The sequence below is a fragment of the Thauera sp. genome (assembly GCF_047601425.1).
Lineage (GTDB): Bacteria > Pseudomonadota > Gammaproteobacteria > Burkholderiales > Rhodocyclaceae > Thauera.
On record NZ_JASGJL010000002.1, the window covers coordinates 156,012 to 181,775 of the forward strand.

The 25,764-nt window shown below is 65.5% G+C and carries 27 protein-coding genes and 1 CRISPR repeat array (1 of these 28 cut by a window edge); of the genes, 12 read left to right on the top strand and 15 right to left on the bottom strand.

The annotated features are described in order from the left end of the window. The first annotated feature begins 104 nt into the window (after positions 1-104). The 4 genes from gshA to QM748_RS17215 are packed head-to-tail and all read left to right on the top strand — an operon-like array spanning position 105 to position 4,203. Positions 105-1,403 (top strand): glutamate--cysteine ligase, encoded by a 1,299-nt coding sequence (gene gshA, locus QM748_RS17200; RefSeq protein WP_415248220.1) that lies wholly within the window; start codon positions 105-107, stop codon positions 1,401-1,403. Further along, positions 1,400-2,344, top strand: a complete 945-nt coding sequence (gene gshB, locus QM748_RS17205) for a glutathione synthase (protein ID WP_415248221.1) — start codon at positions 1,400-1,402, stop codon at positions 2,342-2,344. The genes gshA and gshB overlap by 4 nt, the downstream gene beginning before the upstream one ends. Continuing rightward, entirely contained in the window at positions 2,344-3,423 is a 1,080-nt protein-coding gene (locus QM748_RS17210) for an FAD:protein FMN transferase (RefSeq protein ID WP_415248222.1), read from the top strand. The genes gshB and QM748_RS17210 overlap by 1 nt, the downstream gene beginning before the upstream one ends. A gap of 27 nt (positions 3,424-3,450) precedes the next feature. Further along, positions 3,451-4,203, top strand: coding sequence for a ZapG family protein (locus QM748_RS17215; RefSeq protein ID WP_415248223.1), 753 nt, complete (start codon positions 3,451-3,453; stop codon positions 4,201-4,203). Between the two features lie 210 nt (positions 4,204-4,413). Here QM748_RS17215 and eco read toward each other — a convergent pair whose 3' ends face one another. Together eco and QM748_RS17225 are read right to left on the bottom strand one after the other, a co-directional pair. Then, a complete protein-coding gene (gene eco, locus QM748_RS17220; RefSeq protein WP_415248224.1) occupies positions 4,414-4,896 on the bottom strand; it encodes a serine protease inhibitor ecotin in 483 nt (160 codons plus the stop codon). An 87-nt stretch (positions 4,897-4,983) separates the two neighbouring features. Continuing rightward, positions 4,984-5,247: a hypothetical protein gene (locus QM748_RS17225; RefSeq protein ID WP_415248225.1), complete on the bottom strand. Its 264-nt coding sequence runs from the start codon at positions 5,245-5,247 to the stop codon at positions 4,984-4,986. Positions 5,248-5,261: 14 nt separating this feature from the next. On the opposite strand from QM748_RS17225, the gene QM748_RS17230 reads away from it, so the two are divergent. Next, positions 5,262-6,155 (top strand): DMT family transporter, encoded by an 894-nt coding sequence (locus QM748_RS17230; protein ID WP_415248226.1) that lies wholly within the window; start codon positions 5,262-5,264, stop codon positions 6,153-6,155. 75 nt (positions 6,156-6,230) lie between these two features. Further along, on the top strand, positions 6,231-6,839 hold the full coding sequence (locus QM748_RS17235; protein ID WP_415248227.1) for a 2-hydroxychromene-2-carboxylate isomerase: 609 nt from the start codon (positions 6,231-6,233) through the stop codon (positions 6,837-6,839). A 45-nt stretch (positions 6,840-6,884) separates the two neighbouring features. On the opposite strand, the gene QM748_RS17240 is transcribed toward QM748_RS17235, so the two are convergent. Beyond that, on the bottom strand, positions 6,885-7,631 hold the full coding sequence (locus QM748_RS17240; protein ID WP_415248228.1) for a hypothetical protein: 747 nt from the start codon (positions 7,629-7,631) through the stop codon (positions 6,885-6,887). 91 nt (positions 7,632-7,722) lie between these two features. Between QM748_RS17240 and QM748_RS17245 the strand changes: the two genes are divergently transcribed. Then, positions 7,723-9,654 carry an ATP-binding cassette domain-containing protein gene (locus QM748_RS17245; protein WP_415248229.1) on the top strand — a complete coding sequence of 644 codons (1,932 nt, stop codon included), beginning with the start codon at positions 7,723-7,725 and terminating at the stop codon, positions 9,652-9,654. Positions 9,655-9,681: 27 nt separating this feature from the next. On the opposite strand, the gene QM748_RS17250 is transcribed toward QM748_RS17245, so the two are convergent. Then, a complete protein-coding gene (locus QM748_RS17250) occupies positions 9,682-10,878 on the bottom strand; it encodes an HD-GYP domain-containing protein (protein ID WP_415248230.1) in 1,197 nt (398 codons plus the stop codon). Positions 10,879-11,048: 170 nt separating this feature from the next. Here QM748_RS17250 and thrH point away from each other — a divergent pair, with 170 nt between their 5' ends. The 3 genes from thrH to QM748_RS17265 all read left to right on the top strand — a co-directional run bounded on the left by thrH (position 11,049) and on the right by QM748_RS17265 (position 12,913). Beyond that, the gene (gene thrH, locus QM748_RS17255) at positions 11,049-11,660 is read left to right on the top strand and encodes a bifunctional phosphoserine phosphatase/homoserine phosphotransferase ThrH (RefSeq protein ID WP_415248231.1); all 612 of its coding nucleotides are present in this window, start codon (positions 11,049-11,051) and stop codon (positions 11,658-11,660) included. Positions 11,661-11,758: 98 nt separating this feature from the next. Next, the gene (gene purU / locus QM748_RS17260; RefSeq protein ID WP_415248232.1) at positions 11,759-12,634 is read left to right on the top strand and encodes a formyltetrahydrofolate deformylase; all 876 of its coding nucleotides are present in this window, start codon (positions 11,759-11,761) and stop codon (positions 12,632-12,634) included. Positions 12,635-12,709: 75 nt separating this feature from the next. After that, on the top strand, positions 12,710-12,913 hold the full coding sequence (locus QM748_RS17265) for a hypothetical protein (protein WP_415248233.1): 204 nt from the start codon (positions 12,710-12,712) through the stop codon (positions 12,911-12,913). Positions 12,914-13,046: 133 nt separating this feature from the next. On the opposite strand, the gene QM748_RS17270 is transcribed toward QM748_RS17265, so the two are convergent. From QM748_RS17270 to QM748_RS17290, 5 genes are all read right to left on the bottom strand, one after another. Beyond that, positions 13,047-13,259, bottom strand: coding sequence for a hypothetical protein (locus tag QM748_RS17270; RefSeq protein ID WP_415248234.1), 213 nt, complete (start codon positions 13,257-13,259; stop codon positions 13,047-13,049). After that, a complete protein-coding gene (locus tag QM748_RS17275) occupies positions 13,256-13,507 on the bottom strand; it encodes a ribbon-helix-helix domain-containing protein (protein ID WP_415248235.1) in 252 nt (83 codons plus the stop codon). The genes QM748_RS17270 and QM748_RS17275 overlap by 4 nt, the downstream gene beginning before the upstream one ends. A gap of 191 nt (positions 13,508-13,698) precedes the next feature. Beyond that, entirely contained in the window at positions 13,699-14,997 is a 1,299-nt protein-coding gene (locus QM748_RS17280) for an ammonium transporter (RefSeq protein ID WP_415248236.1), read from the bottom strand. Positions 14,998-15,011: 14 nt separating this feature from the next. Beyond that, positions 15,012-15,350 carry a P-II family nitrogen regulator gene (glnK, locus tag QM748_RS17285; protein WP_415248237.1) on the bottom strand — a complete coding sequence of 113 codons (339 nt, stop codon included), beginning with the start codon at positions 15,348-15,350 and terminating at the stop codon, positions 15,012-15,014. A 30-nt stretch (positions 15,351-15,380) separates the two neighbouring features. Next, the gene (locus QM748_RS17290) at positions 15,381-16,115 is read right to left on the bottom strand and encodes a TorF family putative porin (protein WP_415248238.1); all 735 of its coding nucleotides are present in this window, start codon (positions 16,113-16,115) and stop codon (positions 15,381-15,383) included. Positions 16,116-16,384: 269 nt separating this feature from the next. Between QM748_RS17290 and QM748_RS17295 the strand changes: the two genes are divergently transcribed. Together QM748_RS17295 and QM748_RS17300 are read left to right on the top strand one after the other, a co-directional pair. Beyond that, positions 16,385-16,642, top strand: coding sequence for an accessory factor UbiK family protein (locus QM748_RS17295; protein WP_415248239.1), 258 nt, complete (start codon positions 16,385-16,387; stop codon positions 16,640-16,642). 101 nt (positions 16,643-16,743) lie between these two features. Continuing rightward, entirely contained in the window at positions 16,744-18,243 is a 1,500-nt protein-coding gene (locus tag QM748_RS17300) for a YifB family Mg chelatase-like AAA ATPase (protein WP_415248240.1), read from the top strand. A gap of 19 nt (positions 18,244-18,262) precedes the next feature. Here QM748_RS17300 and QM748_RS17305 read toward each other — a convergent pair whose 3' ends face one another. The 6 genes from QM748_RS17305 to QM748_RS17330 form a co-directional block, all read right to left on the bottom strand. Then, positions 18,263-18,655, bottom strand: a complete 393-nt coding sequence (locus tag QM748_RS17305; protein ID WP_415248241.1) for a rhodanese-like domain-containing protein — start codon at positions 18,653-18,655, stop codon at positions 18,263-18,265. A 93-nt stretch (positions 18,656-18,748) separates the two neighbouring features. Next, positions 18,749-19,483: an ABC transporter ATP-binding protein gene (locus QM748_RS17310; RefSeq protein WP_415248242.1), complete on the bottom strand. Its 735-nt coding sequence runs from the start codon at positions 19,481-19,483 to the stop codon at positions 18,749-18,751. Next, positions 19,473-20,246, bottom strand: a complete 774-nt coding sequence (locus QM748_RS17315; RefSeq protein ID WP_415248243.1) for an ABC transporter ATP-binding protein — start codon at positions 20,244-20,246, stop codon at positions 19,473-19,475. The genes QM748_RS17310 and QM748_RS17315 overlap by 11 nt, the downstream gene beginning before the upstream one ends. Next, positions 20,243-21,340, bottom strand: a complete 1,098-nt coding sequence (locus QM748_RS17320) for an ABC transporter permease subunit (RefSeq protein ID WP_415248244.1) — start codon at positions 21,338-21,340, stop codon at positions 20,243-20,245. Before QM748_RS17320 ends, QM748_RS17315 begins: the two co-directional genes overlap by 4 nt. Before the next feature lie 15 nt (positions 21,341-21,355). Continuing rightward, entirely contained in the window at positions 21,356-22,288 is a 933-nt protein-coding gene (locus tag QM748_RS17325) for a branched-chain amino acid ABC transporter permease (RefSeq protein WP_415248245.1), read from the bottom strand. A gap of 73 nt (positions 22,289-22,361) precedes the next feature. Beyond that, entirely contained in the window at positions 22,362-23,477 is a 1,116-nt protein-coding gene (locus QM748_RS17330; protein WP_415248246.1) for a branched-chain amino acid ABC transporter substrate-binding protein, read from the bottom strand. Between the two features lie 516 nt (positions 23,478-23,993). Further along, positions 23,994-25,764: a CRISPR direct-repeat array (repeat unit 28 nt; unit sequence TTTCTCAGCTGCCTATACGGCAGTGAAG); it runs 2,158 nt beyond the window's last position.

Here is a 25,764-nt window from a genome sequence, read left to right on the forward strand (position 1 = left end):
GAATCAAAGGTCCGCAATCGGCCGGCGCGGGCCATGGTGTAACATTCCGGCGAATCGATTTGCCGCTGGCCGTCCGGCAGCGGTTTCTTCCGGGTAGAAAATCCATGGTTCCGCACCTCACCACCGCGCTCACCGGGCCGCTGCTCGAACTGGAGCGCCAGTTCCTCGACAACGCCTGCGACATCGAAAAGTGGTTCCGCACCCAGTGGCAGGACCACATGCCGCCCTTCTATGCCTCGACCGACCTGCGCAACTCCGGCTTCAAACTCGCGCCGGTCGACCTGAACCTGTTCCCGGGCGGCTTCAACAACCTCAATGATGCCTTCATGCCGCTGTGCGTGCAGGCTGCCCAGGTCGCGATCGAACGCATCTGCCCCGACGCCGGCAAGCTGCTGCTGATCCCCGAGAACCACACCCGCAACCAGTTCTACCTGCAGAACGTGGCCAAGCTGGTGTCCATCCTGCGCCTGACCGGGCTGGAAGTGCGCATCGGCAGCCTGCTGCCCGAGATCACCGAGCCGACCGTGCTGGAACTCGCCAACGGCGCCACGCTGACGCTGGAACCGCTGCGGCGCAGCGGCAACCGCGTCGGCCTGGACGGCTTCAGCCCCTGCTCGGTGCTGCTCAACAACGATCTGTCGGGCGGGATTCCGCCGGTGCTGCAGGGCCTGGACGACCAGTGGCTGATCCCGCCGCTGCATGCCGGCTGGCATGCGCGGCGCAAGTCCAAGCACGCCGAGTGCTACGACCGCGTGGCGCGCGAATTCGCCGCCGCGATCGGCATCGACCCCTGGCGCATCAACCCCGAGTTCGGCGTCTGCGGCCAGATCAACTTCCAGGAGCGCACCGGCGAGGAATGCCTGGCGGCGCAGGTCGATTCGCTGCTGACCCGCATCCGCGCCAAGTACAAGGAATACGGCGTCAGCGACGAGCCCTTCGTCGTCGTCAAGGCCGATGCCGGCACCTATGGCATGGGCGTGATGACGGTGAAGGACGCGTCCGAGGTCGTCGGCCTCAACCGCCGCCAGCGCAACAAGATGGCGGTGGTCAAGGAAGGCCTGCAGGTGCACGAGGTCATCATCCAGGAAGGCGTGCATACCTTCGAGACGGTCGAGGACGGCGTCGCCGAGCCGGTCGTCTACATGATGGATCACTACGTCGTCGGCGGTTTCTACCGCGTGCATACCGAGCGCGGCCGCGACGAGAACCTCAACGCGCCGGGCATGCACTTCAAGCCGCTGGCCTTCGACACCTGCTGCACGCTGCCCGACGTCGCGCAGGGGCCGGATGCGCCGCCCAACCGCTTCTACGCCTACGGCGTGGTCGCGCGCCTGGCGCTGCTGGCGGCGTCGGTCGAGATCGAGGAAACCGAGCCGGCCGAAGAAATCGGAGAGGCGGCATGAGGTTCGCCTTCATCCTCGATCCGCTCGACGGTCTGAAGGCTTACAAGGATTCCAGCATCGCCGTCATGCGTGCCGCCGCGGCGCGCGGCCACGAGGTGTGGACCTTGCAGCGCGGTGCGCTGGCCTGGCGCGACGGCGCGGTGTCTGCACGCGCGCTGCCGATCAGGCTGCTGGCCGGCGACAAGCCCTGGTACGAGCCCGCCGGGCCGGAGCAGGCGCTGTCGCTGGTCGAGTTCGACGCCGTGCTGATGCGCCAGGACCCGCCGTTCGACTTCGAGTACGTCACCGCCACCTGGCTGCTGGAAGACGCGATGCAGGCCGGCGCAAGGGTGTTCAACGATCCGCGTGCGATCCGTGACCACTCCGAGAAGCTCGCCATCACCGAATTCCCGCAGTTCATGGCCACCTCGCTGGTGGCGCGCGACGCGGTCGACATCCAGGCTTTCATCGACGAGATCGGCGATGTCATCCTGAAGCCGCTCGACGGCATGGGCGGCAGCCAGATCTTCCGCGTCAGGAAGGGCGACCCTAACCGCAACGTCATCATCGAGACGCTGACCCAGGAAGGTGCGCGAACCATCATGGCGCAGCGCTACCTGCCGCAGATCGCCGACGGCGACAAGCGGGTGCTGATCATCGGCGGCGAAGTCGTGCCGTATTCGCTGGCGCGCATTCCGCAGGCCGGCGAGACGCGCGGCAACCTCGCCGCCGGCGGCCGCGGCGTGGCGATGCCGCTGACCGCGCGCGAGCGCGAGATCGCCGAATACCTCGCTCCGATCCTGTGGCAGCGCGGCCTGCTGATCGTCGGCCTGGACGTCATCGGCGGCCATCTCACCGAGATCAACGTCACCAGCCCCACCTGCATGGTCGAGATCGCCACCCAGCAGGGCTTCGACGTCGCCGGCCTGGTCATCGACAAGCTGGAGCGGGCCTGCGCCTGATGGGGGCGAGGCCGGCGCTTTCCTCCTGCTGCTTGCGTTGGCTGGGGCTGCTGGCCTGCGTCCTGCTGCTGGGCGCCTGCTCGCGCGCGGATGTCTTCCATCACGAAGCCTTCGTCTTCGGCACCCGGGTCGATGTCGCGGTGTATACCGACGACCAGGCGGCGGCCGACAAGGCGGCGCAGGCGGTGCTGCGCGAGTTCGACCGCCTGCACCGCGCCTACCACGCCTGGGAGCCGTCGGAACTCACGGCCTTGAATGCCGCCATCGCGCGCGGCGAGGCGGCGACGGTGTCCGATGAACTGGCGGCCTTGCTGAAAGACGCCCAGCGCATCGCCGCCACCAGCGACGAACTGTTCGATCCCGCGCTGGGGGCGCTGGTGGCGCTGTGGGGCTTCCATGCCGATACCTTCGTGCCGCTGCGGCCTGATCCCGCCAGGCTGCAGGCCTTGCTCGACGCCCGGCCGCGCATGGCCGACCTCGTCATCGACGGCAACCGTGTCGAGAGCCGCAATCCGGCGGTTCAGCTCGATTTCGGCGGTTATGCCAAGGGCTATGCGCTGGACCGCGCCGCTGTCATCCTGAAGCAGCAGGGCGTGGACAATGCGCTGGTCAACATCGGCGGCAACGTGCTGGCGCTGGGCAAGAAGGGCGACCAGCCGTGGCGCATCGGCATCCAGCATCCGCGCGAACCCGCGCCGCTGGCGGCGATGCCGCTGTACGACGGCGAGGCGGTCGGCACCTCGGGCGACTACCAGCGCTACTTCATGCTCGACGGTCAACGCTACGCCCACCTGCTCGATCCGCGCACTGGGCAGCCGGCACATGGCACGCAATCGATGACGGTGCTGGTCACGCCCGGCGTCGGTGCCAGGAACCTGGACAACGAGGGTACCGGCACGCTGTCCGATGCCGCCAGCAAGCCCGCCTACCTGGCGGGCGAAGGCTGGCGCGAACAAACACGCCGTTTCGGCATCGAACACGCGTTGCGCATCGCCGAGGACGGACGCGTCGAGGTGACGCGGGCCTTGCGCGCGCGGCTGCAGTTCATCGGATCGGTCGAGCCGCGCGTCGTGGATTGAACCAAAACAGCTAAGGGGAGAGGGGACATGATTGAAATGAATGAACAGACCGCTTGGTTTGCCGCCATCGCCGCAGTGTTCGTCGCTGGACTGATCGGCTTCTTCGTCGGCCGAAGCTGTGGCGGCGGCAAGGCCCGTATCCAGGAGCTGGAAGCCGAAGCCGAACGGCAGGCCGCCGAAGTCCAGCGCCAGGCGGGAGAGATCGAGGGCTACCGCAAGGAAGTGGAGACCCATTTCGACAAGACTGCGACGCTGTTCGTGTCGATGGCGGGCTCGTACAAGGAGTTGTTCGAGCACCTCTCCTCGGGCTACGAGAAACTGTCGTCCGGTTCGGCGCGCACGCTGTTCCAGCAGCGCGTCGATGCGCTGCTGGTCGGCTCTGCCCGTGATGCCGGCGAGGCCGACAGGCTGCTGGCCGGGGCCGGGGCCGGGGCCGCCGCGGTGGAAAGTGCGGGCGCCGATACGTCGGATGTCGATACGTCGGATGTCGAAGTGCCGGGTGCCGCTGTTCAGGCACCGGGCGAAGCCGCCGCGTCCGCCGCTACCGAAGAGGCGCCGGCCGCTCCAGCGGAACCGGCTGCCACGCAGGCCGACGCGATTGCAGAGAGTGCCGGGCCAGCCCCGTCCGGCGAAGCCCCCGCAGAGGCTGCCGAAGTGCGCGATCTGGCCGCCGAAGCCTACCGGAACGAGGGCGCGCAGGCCGGCGACCCGTTGAGTGACGCGCTTTCCGGAGAAAGTGCCGGCCAGCACGCCGAGTCCCGCCGCGACGGCAGCAGCTGAATCATTGCCATGCCGTAGTCCGGCCAGCCGTGCCTCCGCCTGAGTCGGGCGCGCACTGCCCGCCAGCGGGAGAGCCTGCTAGCCGAAGTCGATGGACCGGCGGGGCAGTTCGAAAGGCTGGCCTGCGCTGCGCCGCGAATGGCGTAAACGGGGTGAAGATCGATGGCGCTACGGTGCCGGTGGCGTCTGCGCGCCTCCGGCACGTCATGCTCAGCGCTGCTGTGCGGGCAGGCTGTCCGGGGCAGCAGCCCAGATGCGGTAGCGCACTTCGATGTCGCTCGGTGCGTAGATGACCAGCGGCAGCTGGCTGTTGTATCGCACCAGCATCGGTTCGCCGCCGACCTGCACGAAAGCCTGTTTGCGGCTGTTGTCCGGGCAGGCCATCAGCGTGCTGACGGGCTGGCCGACCTGGTCCAGTTCATAGTAGTTGTAGCCCCAGCCTTCGACAGTCTTCTCCTGCCACCGGCCGCCGATGCTGTGCCGGTTGCAGTCCACCTCCATCGTCTTGCCTGCGATCAGTTCCACCTTGCGCGAGCCTTCATCGGCCAGTTGCGGCAGCTGGATGACGTGGCGGCTGTAGCCTTCGACGGCGCGCGGCCAGGGCTTCATCGCGTCGTCGGCGGAACCCGTCGCGCAGGCACTCAGGGACAGGCCCAGGGCAAGGGCGGCGAGACTGCTTTGGGTTTTCTTCATGGGAAGCCTCCTGTTCTGGATGGGCCGCCTTGTGGGCGGCGGGCCGGCATTATCGGGGCAAACGTTCCCGCATGCGCGGTATGGGCGTCAATGAACCGTAAGAATATGTTGAAGGGGCGGAATATGAAAAGTGCAAACCGGGAGCATGAAGACCGCAATCCCGACAGGGAGCAACTCGCCCGATTGCGCCGCTTGCGCGAATGACTGCCACCGGATTTCCGCTTCGATCGGGATGACGCCAATGCGCGCGCGGATCGACACCGAGAGCCATGGCTGGAGAGCTGAGGCGGCAAGCTCGATATGCGCTGCGCCGGTGGGCGTATGATTGCGCCCGCTCGTCCCGCTGCCCATTCTCCGAGAGTCCGATGCCGCCCAAGACCCATCTCGACCGCCTTGCCGTCAGCCTGATGCTGTTGTTCTGCACCCTGTGGGGGCTGCAGCAGGTGGCGATCAAGATCACCAGCGCGGGCATTTCGCCGGCCTGGCAGGCCGGGCTGCGCTCCATCGGGGCGACCATGCTGGTGTTCGCCTGGGCGCGGCTGCGCGGCATTCCGTTGTTCGAGCGTGACGGCACGCTGTGGCCGGGACTGTTCGCAGGCGTGCTGTTCGCCGCCGAGTTCGCGATGATCTTCCTCGGGCTGGAATACACCACCGCCTCGCGCGGTGTGATCTTTCTGTACACCGCGCCTTTCTTCGTCGCCCTGGGCGCGAAATGGCTGCTGCCGAACGAGCGGATGCGGCGCGCGCAGTGGATGGGGATGGCACTGGCCTTTGCCGGAGTGCTGGCGCTGTTCGGCGAGAACCTGCTGCGACCGTCCGGGCAGGCCTGGATCGGCGATCTGATGCTGGTCGGCGGGGCCATGTTCTGGGCCTCGACCACGCTGACGGTGAAGGCGACGGCGCTGGCGCGCGCGTCGGCCGAGAAGATGCTGCTGTACCAGCTGGCGGTGTCGGCTCTGGTGTTGCCGGCGCTGTCGCTGGGCCTGGGCGAGCCGGGCGTGTTCGCGCCCTCGGCCGAAGTCTGGGCGAGCCTTGCCTTCCAGATCGTGCTGGTGGCGTCGGCCAGCTACGTCGGCTGGTTCTGGCTGGTGCGCCACTATCCGGCGACGCGGCTGTCGTCGTTCTCCTTCCTCACTCCGGTGCTGGGGGTACTGGCCGGTGGCGTGCTGCTGGGCGAAACGCTGACGCCGGCGGTGTTTGCCGCGCTGGCGCTGGTAGGGGCCGGCATCTGGGTGGCGAACCGGCCGTCGGCAGCTTGAGCCAGGCGGGCGAGGCAGGGCGCATTTCTGCCGCTCGGTTATAGTGCGGACTGTCCTTCGCCGAGGAGCGCAGCCATGTCCCGTCCCGTCGTCGAGTTCTGGTACGAGTTCGCCAGTACCTATTCCTGGTTGTCGGTGATGCGCATCGAGCCGCTGGCGGAAGCGGCGGGCGTCCAGGTCGAATGGAAGCCATTCCTGCTCGGGCCGGTGTTCATGGCGCTGGGCTGGAACGATTCGCCGTTCAACATCTATCCGCCCAAGGGGCGCTACATGTGGCGTGACCTGGAACGCCTGGCGGCGAAGTATGGCCAGCCCTTCCGCAAGCCGAGCGGCTTTCCGCGCAACAGCCTGCTGGCGGCGCGGGTTGCGCTGGTCGGGGTGGAAGAGGGCTGGGTGGCGCCGTTCTCGCGCGCGGTGATGAGCGCCAACTTCGCCGGGGACCGTGACATCGGCCAGACCGACGTGATCGCGGACATTCTTGCGCGGCAGGGGCTGGATGCCGATGCGGTGATCGGCCGGGCCTTGTCGGATGGCAACAAGCAGGCCCTGAAACAACAGACCGAGCAGGCGGCCGAACTCGGCCTGTTCGGCGCGCCGAGCTTCATGGTTGGCGAGGAGCTGTTCTGGGGCAATGACCGCCTGGAAGATGCGCTCGACTGGGCGCGGGGCGTGCGGCCGCTGTAGGCGGGCAGGCTCCGGACGCCGAGGCGCCGGCTGCCCGCCGCCTGCTCATTTCTTCCTGGCGGCCTGGTCTTCTTCGTATTTGCGGATGCGTTCTTCGTAGCGGGCGCGGTCGCGCTCGGCTGCCGCAGCGCGGGCTTCGGCTTCGGCTTCGGTCTCGGCGCGCTTGGCGGCCTTTTCCGCGTCGCGCGCGGCGCGCCCGGCCTCCGCGCCGGCTGCGGCCTGGCCAGCGTCGCGGGCACGTTCGGCGCGGATGCGTTCGGCTTCGGGTGATGGCGCGATGCCGGCATCCGGTGCCGGCACCGGCATGGCTGTGGCGGCGGGCGTCGCGACGTCGGCTGCGGGCACGCCGGGCGCTGCCTGCGTACTGCTTGCCGGCGCATTGGCCCGTTGGGCGGCGTGGACTTCGGCGGCGGCGCGCTGGCGCTGGGCGAGATCGATCTTGCGGGCCTCGGCTTCGAGCGCGCGGGCGCGCTGGATCGTTTCGAGACGCAGCTGCTTTGACTGGTCGATGCAGCGATTGACGAGGAACTTCTGGTAGCAGCCGGCCTCGGTGGCGACGAAGGTGGCTTCCGCTTCGTGGCGCAGCGCCTTGGCCTGGGCATTGAGTTCGGCCTTGCGGGCGTCTTCGGCGGCGCGTTCCGCGGCTGTCTTCGGCGGCGCGCCGGCATCGCCCTGTGCAAGCACTGCGGCGGGCAATGTCAGCAGGGCGGCAGCCGACAACGAGAGCAGCATGCGTGCGGGTCTGGATTTCGAGTTCAGGGGGGCAGTGAAAGTGAGGCTGGAGCGGGACATGCGCGCAGGATTCCGGGGACGATTCGCTTGGCGCGTAGAATAGCGCCTTTCTTTATTTCCGTCCGCGACCGTCCGGCCGCGTCTCAGTTTCGTGATCAGTCTTCGCAATCTGCGCCTCGCACGCGGCGCCAAGGTCCTCGTCGAGGGGGCCACGCTGCAGATCCATCCCGGCTGGAAAGTCGGCCTGACCGGTGCCAACGGCAGCGGCAAGTCCAGCCTGTTCGCCATGCTGCGCGACCAGCTCCATCCCGACCAGGGCGACCTGGAGATGCCGCCGGGCTGGGTGATCGCCCATGTCGCGCAGGAAACCCCCGGCCTGGCAAGGCCGGCGATCGACTACGTGCTCGACGGCGATGCCGAGCTGCGCAGCATCGAGGCCGAGCTGGCCGCCGCCGAAGCCAGCCACGACGGCGGCCGCATCGGCGAGCTGCACGCCCGGCTGCATGAGATCGGCGGCTACGCGGCGCGTTCGCGCGCGGCGGCGCTGCTCGACGGCCTGGGTTTCCTGCAGTCGGACATCGAGCGCCCGGTGGCGGATTTTTCCGGCGGCTGGCGGATGCGGCTGAACCTGGCGCAGGCGCTGATGTGCCGCTCCGACCTGCTGTTGCTGGACGAGCCGACCAACCACCTCGACCTCGACGCGGTGATCTGGCTCGAAGCCTGGCTGCGCGACTACCGCGGCACCTTGCTGCTGATCTCGCACGACCGCGAGTTCCTCGACGCCTGCACCACCCACATCGCCCACATCGAGCAGCAGCGCCTGGCGCTGTACTCCGGCGGCTATTCCGACTTCGAGCGCCAGCGCGGCGAGCGCCTGCTGCAGCAGCAGGCGATGTTCGACAAGCAGCAGCGCGAGATCGCGCACATGGAGGACTACATCCGCCGCTTCCGCGCCAAGGCCACCAAGGCGCGCCAGGCGCAGAGCCGGATCAAGGCGCTGGAGCGGATGGAGCGCATCGCCGCCGCCCACGTCGATACGCCCTTCAGCTTCGCCTTCCGCGATGCGCCGCCGGCGCCCGATCCCTTGCTGCAGATCGAGGACGGCGCGGTCGGCTACGGCGAGCGCATGGTGCTGGAGCGGATATTGCTGACCCTGCGTCCCGGCGAGCGCGTCGGCCTGCTCGGGCGCAACGGCGCCGGCAAATCGACGCTGATCAAGCTGCTGGCCGGCGAACTGCCGCTGGCCGCCGGACGCAGGCTGGAAGGCAAGGGCCTGGCGACCGGCTACTTCGCCCAGCACCAGCTCGAAACCCTGCGCCCGGACGAATCCGCGCTGCAGCACATGATGCGGCTCGACCCGCAGACGCGCGAGCAGGAGCTGCGCGACTACCTCGGCGGCTTCGACTTCCGCGGCGACGGCGTCGGCGGTACTTCCACGCCGGCGACCACGCCCTGCGGTCCGTTCTCGGGCGGCGAGAAGTCGCGCCTGGCGCTTGCCCTGCTGATCTGGCGGCGGCCCAACCTGCTGCTGCTGGACGAGCCGACCAACCACCTCGACCTCGAAATGCGCCATGCGCTGACGATGGCGCTGCAGGACTACGAAGGCGCGATGGTGCTGGTGTCGCACGACCGCGCGCTGCTGCGTGCCACCTGCGACCGCTTCCTGCTGGTCGATGGCGGCCGCATCCAGCCTTTCGACGGCGACCTCGACGACTACCGCGACTGGCTCGCCAGCCGGCGTGCGGAGTTGGCCGCGGCGGCTGCGGACCCCGGCCAGGCCGCCGACAAGGCCGCGCGCAAGGCTGACCGTGCCCAGGCCTCCGCCGACCGCCAGGCGCGGCTGGCCGCGCGCCGGCCGCTGCTGAAGGAGATCGAGCAGATCGACAAGCGCCTGGCCGCGTGGAACAAGGAAAAGGCCGAGCTCGACGAACTCCTGGCCGATCCGGCGCTATACACCGGACCGCAGGCCGGCGAGGTGCCGGCATTCAACAGGCGCCAGGCAGAGCTGGCTGAGCGCATCGAGGAAGCCGAACTGCGCTGGCTGGAGCTGCACGAGGCATTGGAAGCGATACCGGCCGACTGAGTGGCTGGCCGACTCCGCCGATGCGGCTTACTCCGGTAGCCATTGCGCCGGATCGATCTTCCAGGCGGCGAAATCCTCATGGGCGACGATGTGGTCCTGCGAACGGCGCAGGTCGATGGTTTCAGGCGGCAGGTAATGGCCACGGGTGTGGAACATGGCTTTCACCACCGGCTTCATCATCTGGTCTTCGTTCTGCGACTGCACGACTGCCAGGCGCTGGCTTTCTAGCCGCACCAGCGAGCCGCTGGGATAGATGCCGAGGCTGCGGATGAAGGCATGCACCAGCTCCGGCTTGAAATGGAACTTGCTCCATTCCAGCAGCTTGCGCAGGGCCTCGGTGGGCGGCATGCCCTTGCGGTAGACGCGGTTCGACGTGAGCGCGTCATAGACGTTAACGATCGAACCCATCTGGCCGTACAGGCTGATCTCCTCACCCTTGAGCTTGTTCGGGTAGCCCGTGCCGTCGAAGCGCTCGTGGTGCTGCGCGGCGACGTCGAGCGCGATGTTGCTGATGCCGGGCGTGCCCTGCAGGATGATCTTGCTCTGCACGACGTGGTTCTTCATCTTGGCGAATTCGGCGTCGGTGAGCTTGGCCGGCTTGTTGAGGATTTCGTCGGGTACCTGGGCCTTGCCGACGTCGTGCAGCAGGGCGCCGATGGCGATTTCGCGGATGACCTCGCGCGGTTGCTCGAGCGTGCGTGCGAACGAGGCCATCAGCGCACAGACCGACACGGAGTGCTGGAAGGTGTATTCGTCGTGGTCCTTGAGCCGTGCCAGCGGCAGCAGGGCGTCCTGGCGGCTGAAGATCGAATCGACGATGCGGGCGACCAGCGGTTCGATCTGTTCCAGCTCGATCTGCTTGCCCAGCCGGATGTCGCCCATCATGTCGCGGACGATGCGGTTGGCCTCGCCGTGCAGGCGGCGTGCCTGCTCCAGCGTGTGGCGGGGCGGGCGTCGGGGTGCTGGCCTGGCTGCGTCGCCGGCAAGGGAGTGCCCCGCCTCGGCAAGCTCGGACTCGGTCTGTTCCGGCGCATCGGCGACGTCGAGCCCGCGCTCGGTGTCGATCCAGACCTCGGGCACGCCCAGTGTGCGTATCTCGGCGACGGTTTCTTCGCTGTCGATGGTGAAGCGGTTGCGCACGAAGTTGTGCTCCATCCACTCGCAGTTCAGGTCATGGACGTACATGCCTGGTCGCAGCGTGTCGATGGGGATGAGTTTGATCATGTGGAGCGAAAAGGAAAGCGGTTTGCTGGAGGGATTGTCGGTATGGCCCGGAGGGACCGGTTCGGAGGCGAGAAGTTGCGCACGTTGTGTCCGACGAGCGGGCAGAAGCGGCGTGTGGCACGGATGCTAGAATCACCGTTTTGCCAAAATCTTGTCCGCAGGAGTGTCCGGTGCGTATCGTCTGTCTCGACCTCGAAGGTGTGCTGGTTCCCGAAATCTGGATCGAATTCGCCGAGCGTACCGGGATTCCCGAACTGCGCCGCACCACGCGCGACGAGCCCGATTATGACACGCTGATGAAGTACCGCCTTGGCATCCTGGCGGAAAAGAAGCTCGGCCTGCCCGACATTCAGCAAGTCATCGCCAGCATGGGGCCGATGGAAGGCGCCCGCCGGTTCCTCGACGAGCTGCGCGACACCTACCAGGTCGTGATCCTGTCCGACACCTTCTACGAGTTCGCCAAGCCGCTGATGAAGCAGCTCGGCCTGCCGACGCTGTTCTGCCACAGCCTTGAGGCCAACGACGAAGGCATCCTGGTGAATTACCACCTGCGCATGCCCGATCAGAAGCGCGAGGCGGTCAAGCGCTTCAAGGAGCTCAACTTCAAGGTCGTCGCTGCCGGCGACTCCTACAACGACACTGCGATGCTGGGCGAAGCCCATGGCGGCATCCTGTTCCACCCGCCTGAGAACGTCGTGCGCGAGTTTCCGCAGTATCCGGTGGTGCGCGACTACGCCAGCCTGCGCGCCGAGATCGACAAGGCTTTCGCCCGCGCGGGCTGAACGCCGTACCCATCGTCCGGCGGGTCGCCTGGCCGTGCCCGCCGCGCCGCCGATTTCCGAACCGGCGCCTTCCAATTCCGTTTCTGCAGTACCCGACCATGCACCGCGAACGCTTCTATACCCTGTCTGCTTCCTGCCCCGACCGCACCGGCATCGTCGCCAAAGTGTCCAGCTTCATCGCCGAACACAAAGGCTGGATTCTCGAAACCGCGCTGCACGCCGAGCCTGCGCTGGACGCCGCCAACCGCGGGCGCTACTTCATGCGCGTCGAGATCCGCGCCGATTCGCTGCCCTTCATGCTCAGCGAGTTCCGCGAGCGCTTCCGCCCGATCGCCGAAGAACTGCAGATGGACTGGAAGATCACCGACAGCGCGGTCAAGAAGCGGGTCGTGATCCTGGTGTCGAAGCAGGAGCACTGCCTGTACGACCTGCTGGCGCGCTGGCAGTCGAAGGAGCTGGACATCGAGATTCCCTGCGTGATCTCCAACCACGATACCTTCCGCGGCGTGGTCGAATGGCACGGCATCCCCTTCCACCACGTGCCGGTCACGCCCGACAACAAGGCCGCCGCCTACGCCGAAGTGCAGCGCATCTTCGAGGAAGTGCACGGCGACACCATGGTGCTGGCGCGCTACATGCAGATCCTGTCGCCGGACCTGTGCACCGCCTACCCAGGCCGCATCATCAACATCCACCACAGCTTCCTGCCCAGCTTCGTCGGCGCCAAGCCCTACCACCAGGCCTATGAAAAGGGCGTCAAGCTGATCGGCGCCACCTGCCACTACGTCACTGCCGACCTCGATCAGGGCCCGATCATCGAGCAGGACGTGATCCGCATCGACCACTCCGATGCGGTCGAGGACATGGTCCGCTACGGCAAGGACATCGAAAAGACCGTGCTGGCGCGCGGTCTGCGCTACCACCTGGAAGACCGGGTGCTGGTGCATGGGAACAAGACGATCGTGTTCCGCTGAACATCGCGCCGCGAACTCGCATGGAGTCCTGGTGACCAAGGCATGAGCCGGCCACCTTCCCTGGAGCATGGAGAAATGAAGAAGCAGAAGCGCCTGAAACCCCGCAACGCACTGATTCCGATCCTGTTCAACGAATGCGGACACGCGGTTCACAAGAACAAGCGCCGCGAAGAACGAGATCGGCGAGCCAGGCAGGAAGTCAAAAATTACACCCGCGAAAGCGGGTATTTTTTTGGGCCTTGGGCGTTGATGCCGCCGTCAGCGGAAGTACCGATGTAGTCGCGGCACACTGGCCGTCACATGCTGTTGGACTCCTGCATCCACGCCGGAATGTGCTGCTTCTCATGCAGCACGCGCCAGACGTCGATGTAATCGGGGTGCTCGATGTAGAGCACGACGTGTGGATAGAGGCTCAGCGGCCAGGCGCGCAGGCCGGGCAGGTCGAGTCATGGGCGTAGCGCGGAGAGCCGGCGGCCGGGTGGCGGCTGATGTGCGTATAGGCATGCTCCAGCGCATCGACGAAGCCGAGCGCTACGGTTTCGGCGGCTTCGCTAAGGTAGTACGCAACTGCGTCGTCCACATCCGGGTTGGCCCGTTCGCGTGGGACGGCAGACTTGCGCTTCATGCTTGGGTGGCGGGTTTCGCAGCCTTTCCCACGCGGCCGCGCAAGCCGTCGAAATAGCTGGCATCGGCTGGTGCTGCTGGAGCCGGGGCGGCGCCGGTCAACAGCAGCTTGCGCAGTTGCTGGCGATCCTGATCCCTGCGGATCAGCCCACGAACGTATTCACTGCTGGCGCCGCAGCCGCGCTGGCTGACCTGCTCATCGACAAGTGATTTAAGGGTGTCGGGGAGAGAAATGTTCATCGTGCTCATTCTGCCAGCGTGGTGTTCTTGGCAAAAATTGGCAGGATTTGCCTTTGCCATGTTGACGAGAGGCAACCATATCTACCCTGCGCCCGGGTGACTGCCTGCGGGAGGGGCCAAAAAAACGGCGCCCTTTGCAGGGCGCCGGCGGAAATTCGAAGCCGGGGGAGGGGCCGGCTTCGCAGGTGACATCGGTGGTGTTACATGCGGTAGGCGGACTCGCCGTGTGCGCTGATGTCCAGGCCTTCGCGTTCTTCCTCTTCCGACACGCGCAGGCCGATCATCACGTCGATGAGCTTGTAGGCAATCACCGAGACGACACCGCTCCAGACGATGGTGATGATCACGCCATAGGTCTGGATCCACAGTTGCGAGGCGATCGAGAAATCCGCGTCGCCGGTGCCGCCCAGGCCGGGAGCCGCCAGCACGCCGGTGAGGATGGCGCCGACGATGCCGCCGATGCCATGGACGCCGAAGACGTCGAAGGCATCATCCACACGCAGCAGACGCTTCAGGCCGCCCACGCCCCACAGGCAGGCCACGCCGGCGATGAGGCCGAGCACGATCGAGCCCATCGGGCCGATGAAGCCGGCAGCCGGGGTCACGGCGACCAGGCCGGCGACTGCGCCCGAGGCGGCGCCCAGCATCGAGGGCTTGCCCTTCAGCACGGCCTCGGCGGCGATCCATGACACGGTGGCGGCGCCGGTGGCAAGGATGGTGTTGATGAAGGCGAGACCGGCGATGCCGTTGGCGGCACCGGCCGAGCCGGCGTTGAAGCCGAACCAGCCCACCCACAGCAGCGAGGCGCCGACCATGGTCAGGGTCAGGCTGTGCGGCGCCATCGATTCGCGGCCGAAGCCGATGCGCTTGCCCACCATGTAGGCGCCCACCAGGCCGGCCACGGCGGCGTTGATGTGCACCACGGTGCCGCCGGCGAAGTCGAGCGCGCCGTCCTGGGCCAGCAGGCCGCCGCCCCACACCATGTGTGCCACCGGGATGTAGCTGAAGGTGAACCACAGCACCATGAAGATCATCACCGCCGAGAACTTGATGCGTTCGGCAAAGGCACCGACGATCAGCGCGCAGGTGATGGCGGCGAAGGTGGATTGGAAGGAGATGAAGACATATTCCGGGATGGTGTTCAGCGCCGAGGACATGGTGTCCGGCGTGATGCCGCTCAGGAACAGTTTGCTGAAGTCGCCGTAGAAGGTGCCTTCGCCGCCGAAGGCGAGGCTGTAGCCATAGACCGCCCACAGGATGGTGATGACCGAGAAGATCACGAACACCTGCATCAGCACTGACAGCATGTTCTTGGCGCGGCCGAGGCCGCCGTAGAACAGCGCGAGGCCGGGGATGACCATCAGGATGACGAGCATCGTCGAGGTCAGCATCCAGGCGGTGTCACCGGCATTGAGTGCCGGGGCCGCTTCGGCGGCTTCCTGGGCGAAGGCGCTGCCGGCGGCGAACAGGGCCGGCAGGAGTGCGAACAGCTTTTTCATTTTGATGTGCTCCCTTACAGCGCTTCCGGGCCGGTCTCGCCGGTACGGATGCGGATGGCCTGTTCCAGATCGAAGACGAAGATCTTGCCGTCGCCGATCTTGCCGGTGGCGGCGGACTTCTCGATGGCCTCGATGGCCTGGTCGAGGATGTCGTCGGCCACGGCGGCTTCGATCTTCACCTTGGGCAGGAAATCGACGACGTATTCGGCGCCGCGATAGAGTTCGGTGTGGCCCTTCTGGCGGCCGAAGCCCTTGACCTCGGTGACGGTGATGCCTTGCACGCCGATCGCGGACAGGGCTTCGCGCACTTCGTCGAGCTTGAAGGGCTTGATGATGGCTGCGATGAATTTCATGGGTTTTCTCCAGTTCTGCGGGCTGGCCGGTCAGAAGGACTTGCTGACCGACAGGATGAAGCGCTCGTCGGCGAGGTCGGAGTGCTTGATGTCGGAATCGACGTAGTGCAGGCCGAAGTCGAAGCCGCCGAATTCCTTGGTGACACCGAGTTTCCAGTCCTCGTAGTCGTCGCCGCCCTTGAGGTCGTTGTAACCGTAGTGCAGGTCGAGCTTGAAGCCGGCGCCCAGCTCGAATTCGGCGCCGAGGTCGTAGTACTGGCTGCCGTCGGAATCGCGCAGGCCGAACAGATCGGTGAAGGCGTAGGAATACTTGAAGGACAGGAATTCCCACGACAGGCCGACGTAGCCTTCCAGCGTGTTCGGCTTGGTCATGCCGGTTTCCGCTTTCCACACCGAGCCGTAGCTGCCGGGGTAGTAGTACTGCAGCAGGCCGACGTCGTAGCCGATGGGGCCGGCTTCGCCCGCGTAGCCGGCATAGACGTCGATTTCCAGGCTGTTGCCGGACGACTTGCTGACTTCCGCATCGTTGATCCAGGACACGTTGGTGGCCCATACGCCTGCGTAGAAGCCGCTCGAATGCGTGTAGTCGAAGCCGCCCTGCAGCGCCGGACGTTCGTCGGTCTGGCTGATGCCGCGATAGGCGTAGTCCGAGACGATGCCTACGTTGGCCGAGAAGGGGCTCTCCTCGGTGCTGTCTCCGGCATGGGCGATGCCGGCGAATGGAAGCGCGGCAATCAAGGCTGTGGCGGCGAGCGTCTTGTGCATGGTGTTCTCCTGGCAGAGGAAGTTGGATTTCCGACGAGGAGTCTTTAGCAGGCCGCGTGCCAGTCTCTGAAACACCAGGTTTCATGCGGGTTTCAGCGTCACGAGAGCAGTGTTTCAGGGTGTTTTTGTTGCGTCGCGCAAAGGAATCGGGCGCAACTTGGTGCGTGATGCACCAAAGTCGTGCATGTGAACCAGCGCGGTGCGTCGGCGGAGCATTGGGCGGGCGTGCTAGACTTTCGCCACCCATTTCCGCTCATCGATACACGCTCATGTCTACTCCGCGCTTCCTCGACGAAATCGGCGCCAAGCTCTCCGAACTGGCAGCCAACAGCCCTGCCCGCGACATCGAAAAGAACGTCAAGGCCATGCTCGGCAGCGCCTTCGGCAAGCTCGATCTGGTCACGCGGGAGGAATTCGAAGTCCAGCGCGAGGTGCTGGCGCATGCGCGGCAGAAGCTCGCCGAACTCGAGGCCCGTGTTGCCGAACTGGAAGGCGCGCGCGCTGGCGAGGGCGACAAGCCGGCCTGAATGCGGTGCCCGGCCATCATTCCGCGAATGATGACCGATTAAGCTTTTGTCATTTCATGCGTTCCCGCTAGACTGGCGCTTCGCCCAGTCCGGAGAACCGCATGTCTCTCGCGCTCGTGCGCAGCCGCGCACTCGACGGCCTCGATGCGCCCGAGGTCACGGTTGAGGTGCATCTGGCCAACGGCCTGCCGGCCTTCAATCTCGTCGGCCTGCCCGATACCGAAGTGCGCGAGGCGCGCGACCGCGTGCGCGCAGCGCTGCAGACCTCGCAGTTTGAATTCCCGCAACGAAGAATCACGGTCAACCTGGCCCCGGCCGATCTGCCCAAGGAAGGCGGCCGCTTCGACCTGGCGATTGCGGTCGGCATCCTCGTCGCCTCGGGCCAGGTGTCCGGCAAGTTGCTCGGCGGCCTGGAGTTCTGCGGCGAGCTGTCGTTGAACGGCGAACTGCGTGCGGTGCGCGGCGTGCTGGCGGTGGCGCTGGCGGCCGGGCGCGGCGGGCGTGCGCTGGTGGTGGCATCGGCCAATGCGGCGGAAGCGGCGCTGGCGCGCGAGACGACGGTGCTGCCGGCGGGCAGCCTGTGCGCCGTGGCGGCTCATCTCAACAATCACACTGCGCTGGAGCCTCAGCCATGCTGCAGCCCGCAACTGCAGCCGGCCAGCGGGCCGGATCTGGCCGACGTGCGCGGCCAGCTGCAGGCGCGCCGCGCGCTGGAAGTGGCTGCGGCCGGCGGGCATTCGCTGCTGCTGTTCGGGCCTCCGGGCACCGGCAAGTCGATGCTGGCGCAGCGCCTGCCCGGCCTGCTGCCGCCGATGTCCGAAGCCGAGGCGCTGGAGACGGCGGCGGTCAGCTCGCTGGAAGGCCGCTTCGACGCGACACGCTGGGCGCAGCGGCCAATGAGGGCACCGCATCACTCGGCTTCGGCGGCGGCGCTGGTCGGCGGGGGAGCAACACCGCGTCCGGGTGAGATTTCCCTCGCCCACAACGGCGTGCTCTATCTCGACGAACTGCCCGAGTTCGACCGCCGCGTGCTCGAATCCCTGCGCGAGCCGCTGGAGACCGGCAGCATCAGCGTGTCGCGGGCGCGGCGGCGGGCGGAGTTTCCTGCGCGCTTCCAGTTGGTGGCAGCGATGAACCCCTGCCCCTGCGGTTTTCTGGGCCATCCGCGCAAAGCCTGCCGGTGCACGCCGGAGCAGATTGCGCGCTACCGGGGGCGTCTGTCGGGGCCGCTGCTCGACCGCATCGACCTGGTGGTGGAGGTGCCGGTGCTGGAGCACGAGGAACTTGCTTCAGCAGCACTCGGGCCATCGTCGACGGAAGTGCGGGCGCGGGTCGAGCAGGCGAGGGCGGTGCAGCTCGAGCGCCAGGGGGTGGTCAATGCCCGCCTGGACAGCCGCGGCGTGGAGCGTTTCTGCATGCCGGACCAGGGTGGTGCCGCCTTGCTGAAGCAGGCGATGAACCGGCTGGATCTTTCCGCGCGAGCCTATCACCGCATCCTGCGCGTGGCGCGCACGCTGGCCGATATGGCGGGAGCTATGCAGCCCGGCGCGGCGCAGGTGGCCGAGGCGATCCAGTATCGCCGCAGCCTGGATGGGCGTTGAGCGCGGGTTGGCGTGCCCCTCAGCACTGCTCCCACGGCAGGCCGTCGAAGCGCCAGCCGCTCACCGAATTGCGGTGGTGGTTTTCGTCCAGCTCGCCCTCGAAGCCGTACTGCACGTTGTAGACATCGGCAAAGCCTGCGTCGAGCAAGGCCTGGGCTGCCACCTCCGAGCGGTTGCCCGAGCGGCAGATCAGCAGGATGGGACGCTGGCCGCCATTGCCGGCCAGCTTGCGCACTTCGCCGACGAAGTGCGGGTTCACCTCCCAGTCCGGGCCATCGTTCCATGACACATGGATCGCGCCGACCGGATGCCCGACGAACAGGTATTCGATTTCGCTGCGGACGTCGATCAGCAGCGCTTCCGGATTTGTCTGCAGGAAGGCATGCGCTTCCTTGGGGGTGATTTGCTTCATGCGTCGTCCTCCTGAAGCGCAGGATTATATTCTGAACAACGAATGAAGCGCGCCGGGGAGCCCGCTGGATGCGGGCAGCAGCCCCGGCTGGTGTCAGGCGGTCTCGCCCAGATAGGCTTCGCGCACCTTCGGGTTGGCGAGCAGTTCGCTGCCGGAGCCGGTCAGCGTGATCTTGCCCGATTCCATCACGTAGCCGCGCTGGGCGAATTCGAGCGCCAGATTGGCGTTCTGCTCGACCAGCAGGATGGTGACGCCGTCGCGCGCCACCGACTGCACGACCTCGAAGATCTTCTCCACCACCAGCGGCGCCAGGCCCATCGATGGTTCGTCGAGCAGCAGCAGCTTGGGGCGGGACAGCAGTGCGCGGCCGATCGCGACCATCTGCTGCTCGCCGCCCGACAGCGTGCCGGCGACCTGGTGCAGGCGCTCCTTGACCCGCGGCAGCATGGTGTAGACGCGCTCCAGGTCGGCCTCGATGCCGGCCTTGTCGCTGCGCGTGTAGGCACCCATGCGCAGGTTCTCTTCCACCGTCAGGCGGGTGAAGATGCCGCGGCCTTCCGGCACCAGTGCGATACCGCGGCGCAGGCGCTTGTGCGCCGGCACCGCGTTGATCTTGTCGCCCTGGTACAGGATGCCGCCGCCGGCGATCGGCAGCACGCCGGCGATGGCGTTGAGCGTGGTGGTCTTGCCGGCGCCGTTGGCGCCGATCAGGCAGACGAGCTCGCCGGCCCACAGATCGAGGTCGATGCCTTTGACTGCCTGGATACCGCCGTAGGCGATCTGCAGGTTCTGCAACTGCAGCAGCGGAGAACTGGGATTAGTGTGCATGCTTGCCTCCGCCCAGGTAGGCGGCGATGACCGCTTCGTTCTTCTGCACCACGGCGGGCACGTCCTCGGCGATCTTCTTGCCGAAGTCCAGCACCGCGACACGGTCGCACAGGCCCATCACCAGCTTCACGTCGTGCTCGATCAGCATCACGGTGACGCCGTCGTGGCGGATCTGCTCGATCAGCAGCTTGAGCTGGGCCGTCTCGGTGGCGTTCATGCCGGCGGCGGGCTCGTCCAGCGCCAGCAATTGCGGCTCGGTCGCCAGCGCGCGGGCGATCTCGAGCCGGCGCTGGTCGCCGTAGGACAGGTTCTTCGACACCACGTTGGCGAAGCGGCCGATGCCGACGTAGTCGAGCAGCTCGTAGGCGCGATGCGTGGTCAGGCGCTCTTCCTCGCGGGTGAAGCGGTTCTGCGTCAGGATGCCCCACACGCCCGCCTTGGTGCGGATGTGATGGCCGGCCATGACGTTCTCGAGCGCGGTCAGGTCGCGGAACAGGCGGATGTTCTGGAAGGTGCGGGCGATGCCGCGGCCGACGATCTTGTGCGGCTTGCCGCTGGGCAGCTCGCTGCCGTTGAAGACGAACTCGCCGCCGTCCGGCGTGTAGGCGCCGGTCAGCACGTTGAAGAAGGTGGTCTTGCCGGCGCCGTTGGGGCCGATCAGGCCATAGACCTCGCCCTTGTTGATCGTCAGCGAGACGTCGGTCAGCGCCTGCAGGCCACCGAAGCGCTTGCCGATGTTGCGGGCTTCGAGCAGGGTGATCACAGCGCCCCCTCCTGCTTCATGTTCTCGGCGTGGGCGTAGCGTGCGCGGGCCGGGATCATGCCCGACGGACGCAGCAGCATCATCAGGATCATCGCCAGCGACAGCAGCAGCATGCGCAGCACTTCGGGATCGAGGATCACGGTGCCGAACAGCGTCTGCTGCAGCGGAATGGCGACGTCGCGCAGGATCTCGGGCAGCATCGCCAGCACGAAGGCGCCGACCACGGCACCGGCGATGTTGCCCATGCCGCCGAACACCACCATCGTCAGCACCGCGATGGACTCCATCAGGCTGAAGCTCTCGGGGCTGACGAAGCCCTGGAAGGCACCGAACAGCGCGCCCGCGACGCCGCCGAAGGTAGCGCCGAGCGAGAAGGCCAGCAGCTTCATGTTGCGGGTGTTGATGCCGATCGCCTTGGCTGCCAGCTCGTCGTCGCGCATCGCCGCCCAGGCGCGGCCGACGCGCGAGATCTGCAGGCGCTGGATGAAGATGATCGAGCCGGCTACGCAGATCAGGAAGAAGTAGTAGTACAGGAACAGCGAATTGATCGAGAAGGTCTCGGTGACCTGCAGGTTGCGCGACAGATCCCAGCCGAACAGGTTGATCGGGTCGAGCATGTTGATGCCCTGCGGCCCGTTGGTGATGTTGACCGGGTAGTTCAGGTTGAGCATGAAGATGCGGATGATCTCGCCGAAGCCCAGGGTCACGATCGCTAAATAGTCTCCTCGTAATCGGAGTACCGGGAAGCCCAGCATGATCCCCGCCAGCGCGGCGAAGGCCGCCCCCAGCGGCAGTACCAGCCAGAACGGCATGTGTATGTCGAAGTGCGGCGAGGCGAGGAAGGCGAAGGTGTAGGCGCCCACCGCGTAGAAGGCGATGTAGCCCAGGTCGAGCAGGCCGGCGAAGCCCACCACCAGGTTCAGGCCCAGCGCCAGCATCATGTACAGCAGGGCGAAGTCGAGGATGCGCACCCAGCTGCGGCCGAACTGCCAGGCGATGATCGGCGCTGCCAGGGCGAGGATGATGATGAGCCAGCGCGCCGCCATCGGGTTGCGCTTGCCCAGCCAGGGTACGGCGGAAACGAGTTCGTTCATGGTCGTGGGCTTCCCTTATGCACGGTCCGACACGCGTTCGCCGAGCAGGCCGGTGGGCTTGAAGATCAGCACCAGGCCCAGGATGATGAAGGCGAAGATGTCCTGGTAGGACGAGTTCAGGAAACCGAAGGTGAGGTGTTCGATGTAGCCCGCGCCGAAGGATTCGACCAGGCCCAGCATGATGCCGCCGAGCATCGCGCCGCCCAGGTTGCCGATGCCGCCCAGCACCGCGGCGGTGAAGGCCTTGAGGCCGGGCATGAAGCCCATGCCGTAGTGGGCGATGCCGTAGTTGCTGGCGTACATCACCCCGGCCACGGCGGCCAGCGCGGCGCCGACGACGAAGGTGAAGGCAATGATGGCGTTGGTGTTGACGCCCATCAGGCTGGCGACGCGGTGGTTCTCGGCGGTGGCGCGCATCGCGCGGCCGATGCGGGTGCGGGTCACCAGCAGCGACAGCCCGATCATGATCGCGGCCGAAGCGACGACGATGATGATCTGCACCGGGGTGATGAACACCCCTTCGATCGGCTGCAGCGGTGCGGTCGAGATCAGCTGCGGGAAGGTGTGGTAGTTGCGGCCCCAGAAGATCATCGCCAGCGTCTGCAGCAGGAAGGACATGCCGATCGCGGTGATCAGCGGCGCCAGCCGCGGCGCGTTGCGCAGGCGCCGGTAGGCGAGCCGCTCCATCAGGAAACCCAGGGTCATACAGACCGGTATCGCCACCATCAGCGCGATTGTCAGCATGTAGATCGGCGACATGCCGGGTGCGACGCCCATCAGGAACATCATGGTCTGCAGTGCGGTCATTGCGCCGACCATCAGCACGTCGCCGTGGGCGAAGTTGATGAGGCCGAGGATGCCATAGACCATCGTGTAGCCCAGGGCGATCAGCGCGTAGACGCTGCCGATCACCAGGCCGTTGATCAGTTGCTGAATGAGGGTTTCCATTATCGACTGGTAGCGCTTTGAAGGATTGAATGACACCGCCCCCGCACGGCTGCATGCGGGGGCAGGCGGACGCTCAGAGCGCGACCCAGGCGCCGTCCTTGTACTGGTACACGGTGACCGCGCCTTCCTTCAGGTCGCCGTTCTGGTCGAAGGAAACATTGCCGGTCACGCCGTCGAAGTTGGTGGCCCTCAGTTCGGGCAGGTACTTGGCAGGTTCGACCGAACCTGCGCGCTCCATCGCCTTGATGATCGCCATCGCCGCATCGTAGGCGTAGGGTGCATAGACCTGCACGTCGCCGCCGAAGCGCTTCTTGTAGTCCTCGCGGAACTTGGCGCCGCCCGGCATCTTCTCGATCGGCAGGCCGGCCATCGAGCAATAGGCGTTCGAACCGATGCCGTCGCCCGCCAGCTTGATCATCTCGGGGCTGCAGCCGCCGTCGCCGGTCATGAACTTGGCGTTGATGCCGAGCTGCTTGATCTGGCGCAGCATCGGGCCGGCCTGGGCATCCATGCCGCCGAAGAAGATCACATCCGGGTTGGCGGCGCGGATCTTGGTCAGGATGGCGTTGAACTCGGTCGTCTTGTCGGTGGTGAACTCGCGGGCCACCACCTGGGCGCCGGCCGCCTTCACCGCCTTGTCGGTCTCGTCCGCGAGGCCCTGGCCGTAGGCGGTGCGGTCGTCGATGATCGCCACCTTGGCCGCACCCAGTGTCTTCACCGCGAACTGGCCCAGCGCGCCGCCCTGCTGCACGTCGTTGGCGATGGTGCGGAACACGCCCTTGTAGTTCTGCAGCGTCAGCTTCGGGTTGGTTGACGCCGGCGACACCTGCGGGATGCCGCCCTGGTCGTAGATGCGCGAGGCCGGAATCGAGGTGCCGGAGTTCAGATGGCCAACCACCCCCTTCACGCCCGCATCCACCAGGCGCTGCGCCACCGTGGTGCCGGCACGCGGGTCGGCCTGGTCATCCTCGCCGATCAGCTCGAACTTGACCTTCTGCCCGCCGACGTCGGCGCCGCCCTGGGCATTGACCGTCTCGATCGCCATCCGGGTGCCGTTCTCCAGATCCTTGCCCAAATGCGAAATGGTGCCGGTCAGCGGTGCGGCATTGCCGAGCTTGACGACCTGCTGCGCATGGGCGGCGCCCAGGCCAATGGTCATGACTGCGAGTGCGACGATGGTTTGCTTCATGTTTGATCTCCTGCGAGCCCAAGTGATGACTGATGGTGTTGTCCGATGCATCCGCGAGGCCTTGTCTCCCCTCGTCGGGACCAAGCCCTGCCGGCCCCTTTCCCTTGCCACTGCTGCGCATGTCCGCCATGTGGCAAAAGTTTGCGTATTCTGCACAAAAACGGGGCACAGATACGCACTGTCGTGAAGCTCAGCGCCATCTTTTGGTGCTGCGACGCAGCGGCAGATGCCAGTGCCTTGTATAGAGGGAAGCAAAGTTCGAGACTCGAAAGCCTTTTTCTGCATCGGATGAGGGTGGTGCGATGCACAAGTCGTGCCAGGTGGTGGATTTCTCTGGTTGAGTGTGTGCGGGGAGTGGAGGGTGAGCCTTGAAACGGTGAATTTACGTTTCATGGGACGTTGGCTGCAGATTTTGTTCGTGGTGCCTGCGTAAGAACGGGGTTTGCTATCCAGCAAGGCTGTATCTGTCTGCGCGACAGTGAAGAAGTCGGAGTATCTGGGCCGGATCGATCATCATGTCTCAGCTGCCTATACGGCAGTGAAGGTATTCCACCGCGGCGATCAGGTCGTATTCCATTTCTCAGCTGCCTATACGGCAGTGAAGTCGTACTTCTCCTGCTGCTCGGTGCCCCAGGCTTTCTCAGCTGCCTATACGGCAGTGAAGCGCAAGCTCAAGAACATGCCGCCCCTCCCCGATTTCTCAGCTGCCTATACGGCAGTGAAGGGGGCGAAGACCAGGCATGCCGCCGCGATCATTTTCTCAGCTGCCTATACGGCAGTGAAGGACGGCATCTTGGTGTTTGTCAATCCGGATATTTTCTCAGCTGCCTATACGGCAGTGAAGAATTCGAGATTCATGAGTTTTTTGAAAGGGAGTTTCTCAGCTGCCTATACGGCAGTGAAGGTTGGTCGTTCAAAGTGATCAATCTGCGCTATTTTCTCAGCTGCCTATACGGCAGTGAAGTACAACTCGCAGAACGGGGTTTGCTCTTCGGCTTTCTCAGCTGCCTATACGGCAGTGAAGCAGGTAGGCGTGGAATTCGCGCATGGCGGCACTTTCTCAGCTGCCTATACGGCAGTGAAGGTGGATAACTCCACAGAGGGCTTGTCATGAGTTTTCTCAGCTGCCTATACGGCAGTGAAGCTAGTCGGCTTCGAGGGCGAGATCCGCGCATCTTTCTCAGCTGCCTATACGGTAGTGAAGGATAAGCCCATCACCCCGCGCCTGGTCGAGCATTTCTCAGCTGCCTATACGGCAGTGAAGGCGTACCCTCGGCATGCTCGTCCGGGCAATCTTTTCTCAGCTGCCTATACGGCAGTGAAGCTGCTCGATTGTCATGCTGCGCTGCTTCGCCATTTCTCAGCTGCCTATACGGCAGTGAAGCAGCGGCGACAGTGACGCCAGGACCCGCACTGTTTCTCAGCTGCCTATACGGCAGTGAAGACGATGCGCCCTCAGTCGGAGTGGATCATCCATTTCTCAGCTGCCTATACGGCAGTGAAGGTGCACAAATCAGGCGCCACCGCTGCCGACCTTTTCTCAGCTGCCTATACGGCAGTGAAGTCATCGCGGGGCACATGATCGATTGCCCTCAATTTCTCAGCTGCCTATACGGCAGTGAAGGACCGCGGCCACGACGGCCGGCGGTTTTCGAATTTCTCAGCTGCCTATACGGCAGTGAAGGACAACAAGCGAATCCCCTACCTAGTTGGGCTTTTCTCAGCTGCCTATACGGCAGTGAAGTCAGGTGGCTGCCGCAAAAATCATGCGGCGGCTTTCTCAGCTGCCTATACGGCAGTGAAGGGGGCATGTCGTCTTCTCGTAACCTTCGGACATTTCTCAGCTGCCTATACGGCAGTGAAGGCGCCGAACTACAGCATGAGCACGCGCGGGCATTTCTCAGCTGCCTATACGGCAGTGAAGGGCGGCTGCCGGCACAACACTGCAAACGGGATTTTCTCAGCTGCCTATACGGCAGTGAAGAGGTCATGTCAAATCCATCAAACGAAGCACCTTTTCTCAGCTGCCTATACGGCAGTGAAGTCTCGGAACTGACCACCCGGATGCACGCGGAATTTCTCAGCTGCCTATACGGCAGTGAAGTTGTGGGAGTTGATCAACGGCCCTGGCTCGTGTTTCTCAGCTGCCTATACGGCAGTGAAGTTACCCGGAGACGCGCCCGGCACCGCCCGAATTTTCTCAGCTGCCTATACGGCAGTGAAGGCGATATCAACGGCTTCTCAGACTGGTTCCATTTTCTCAGCTGCCTATACGGCAGTGAAGGCG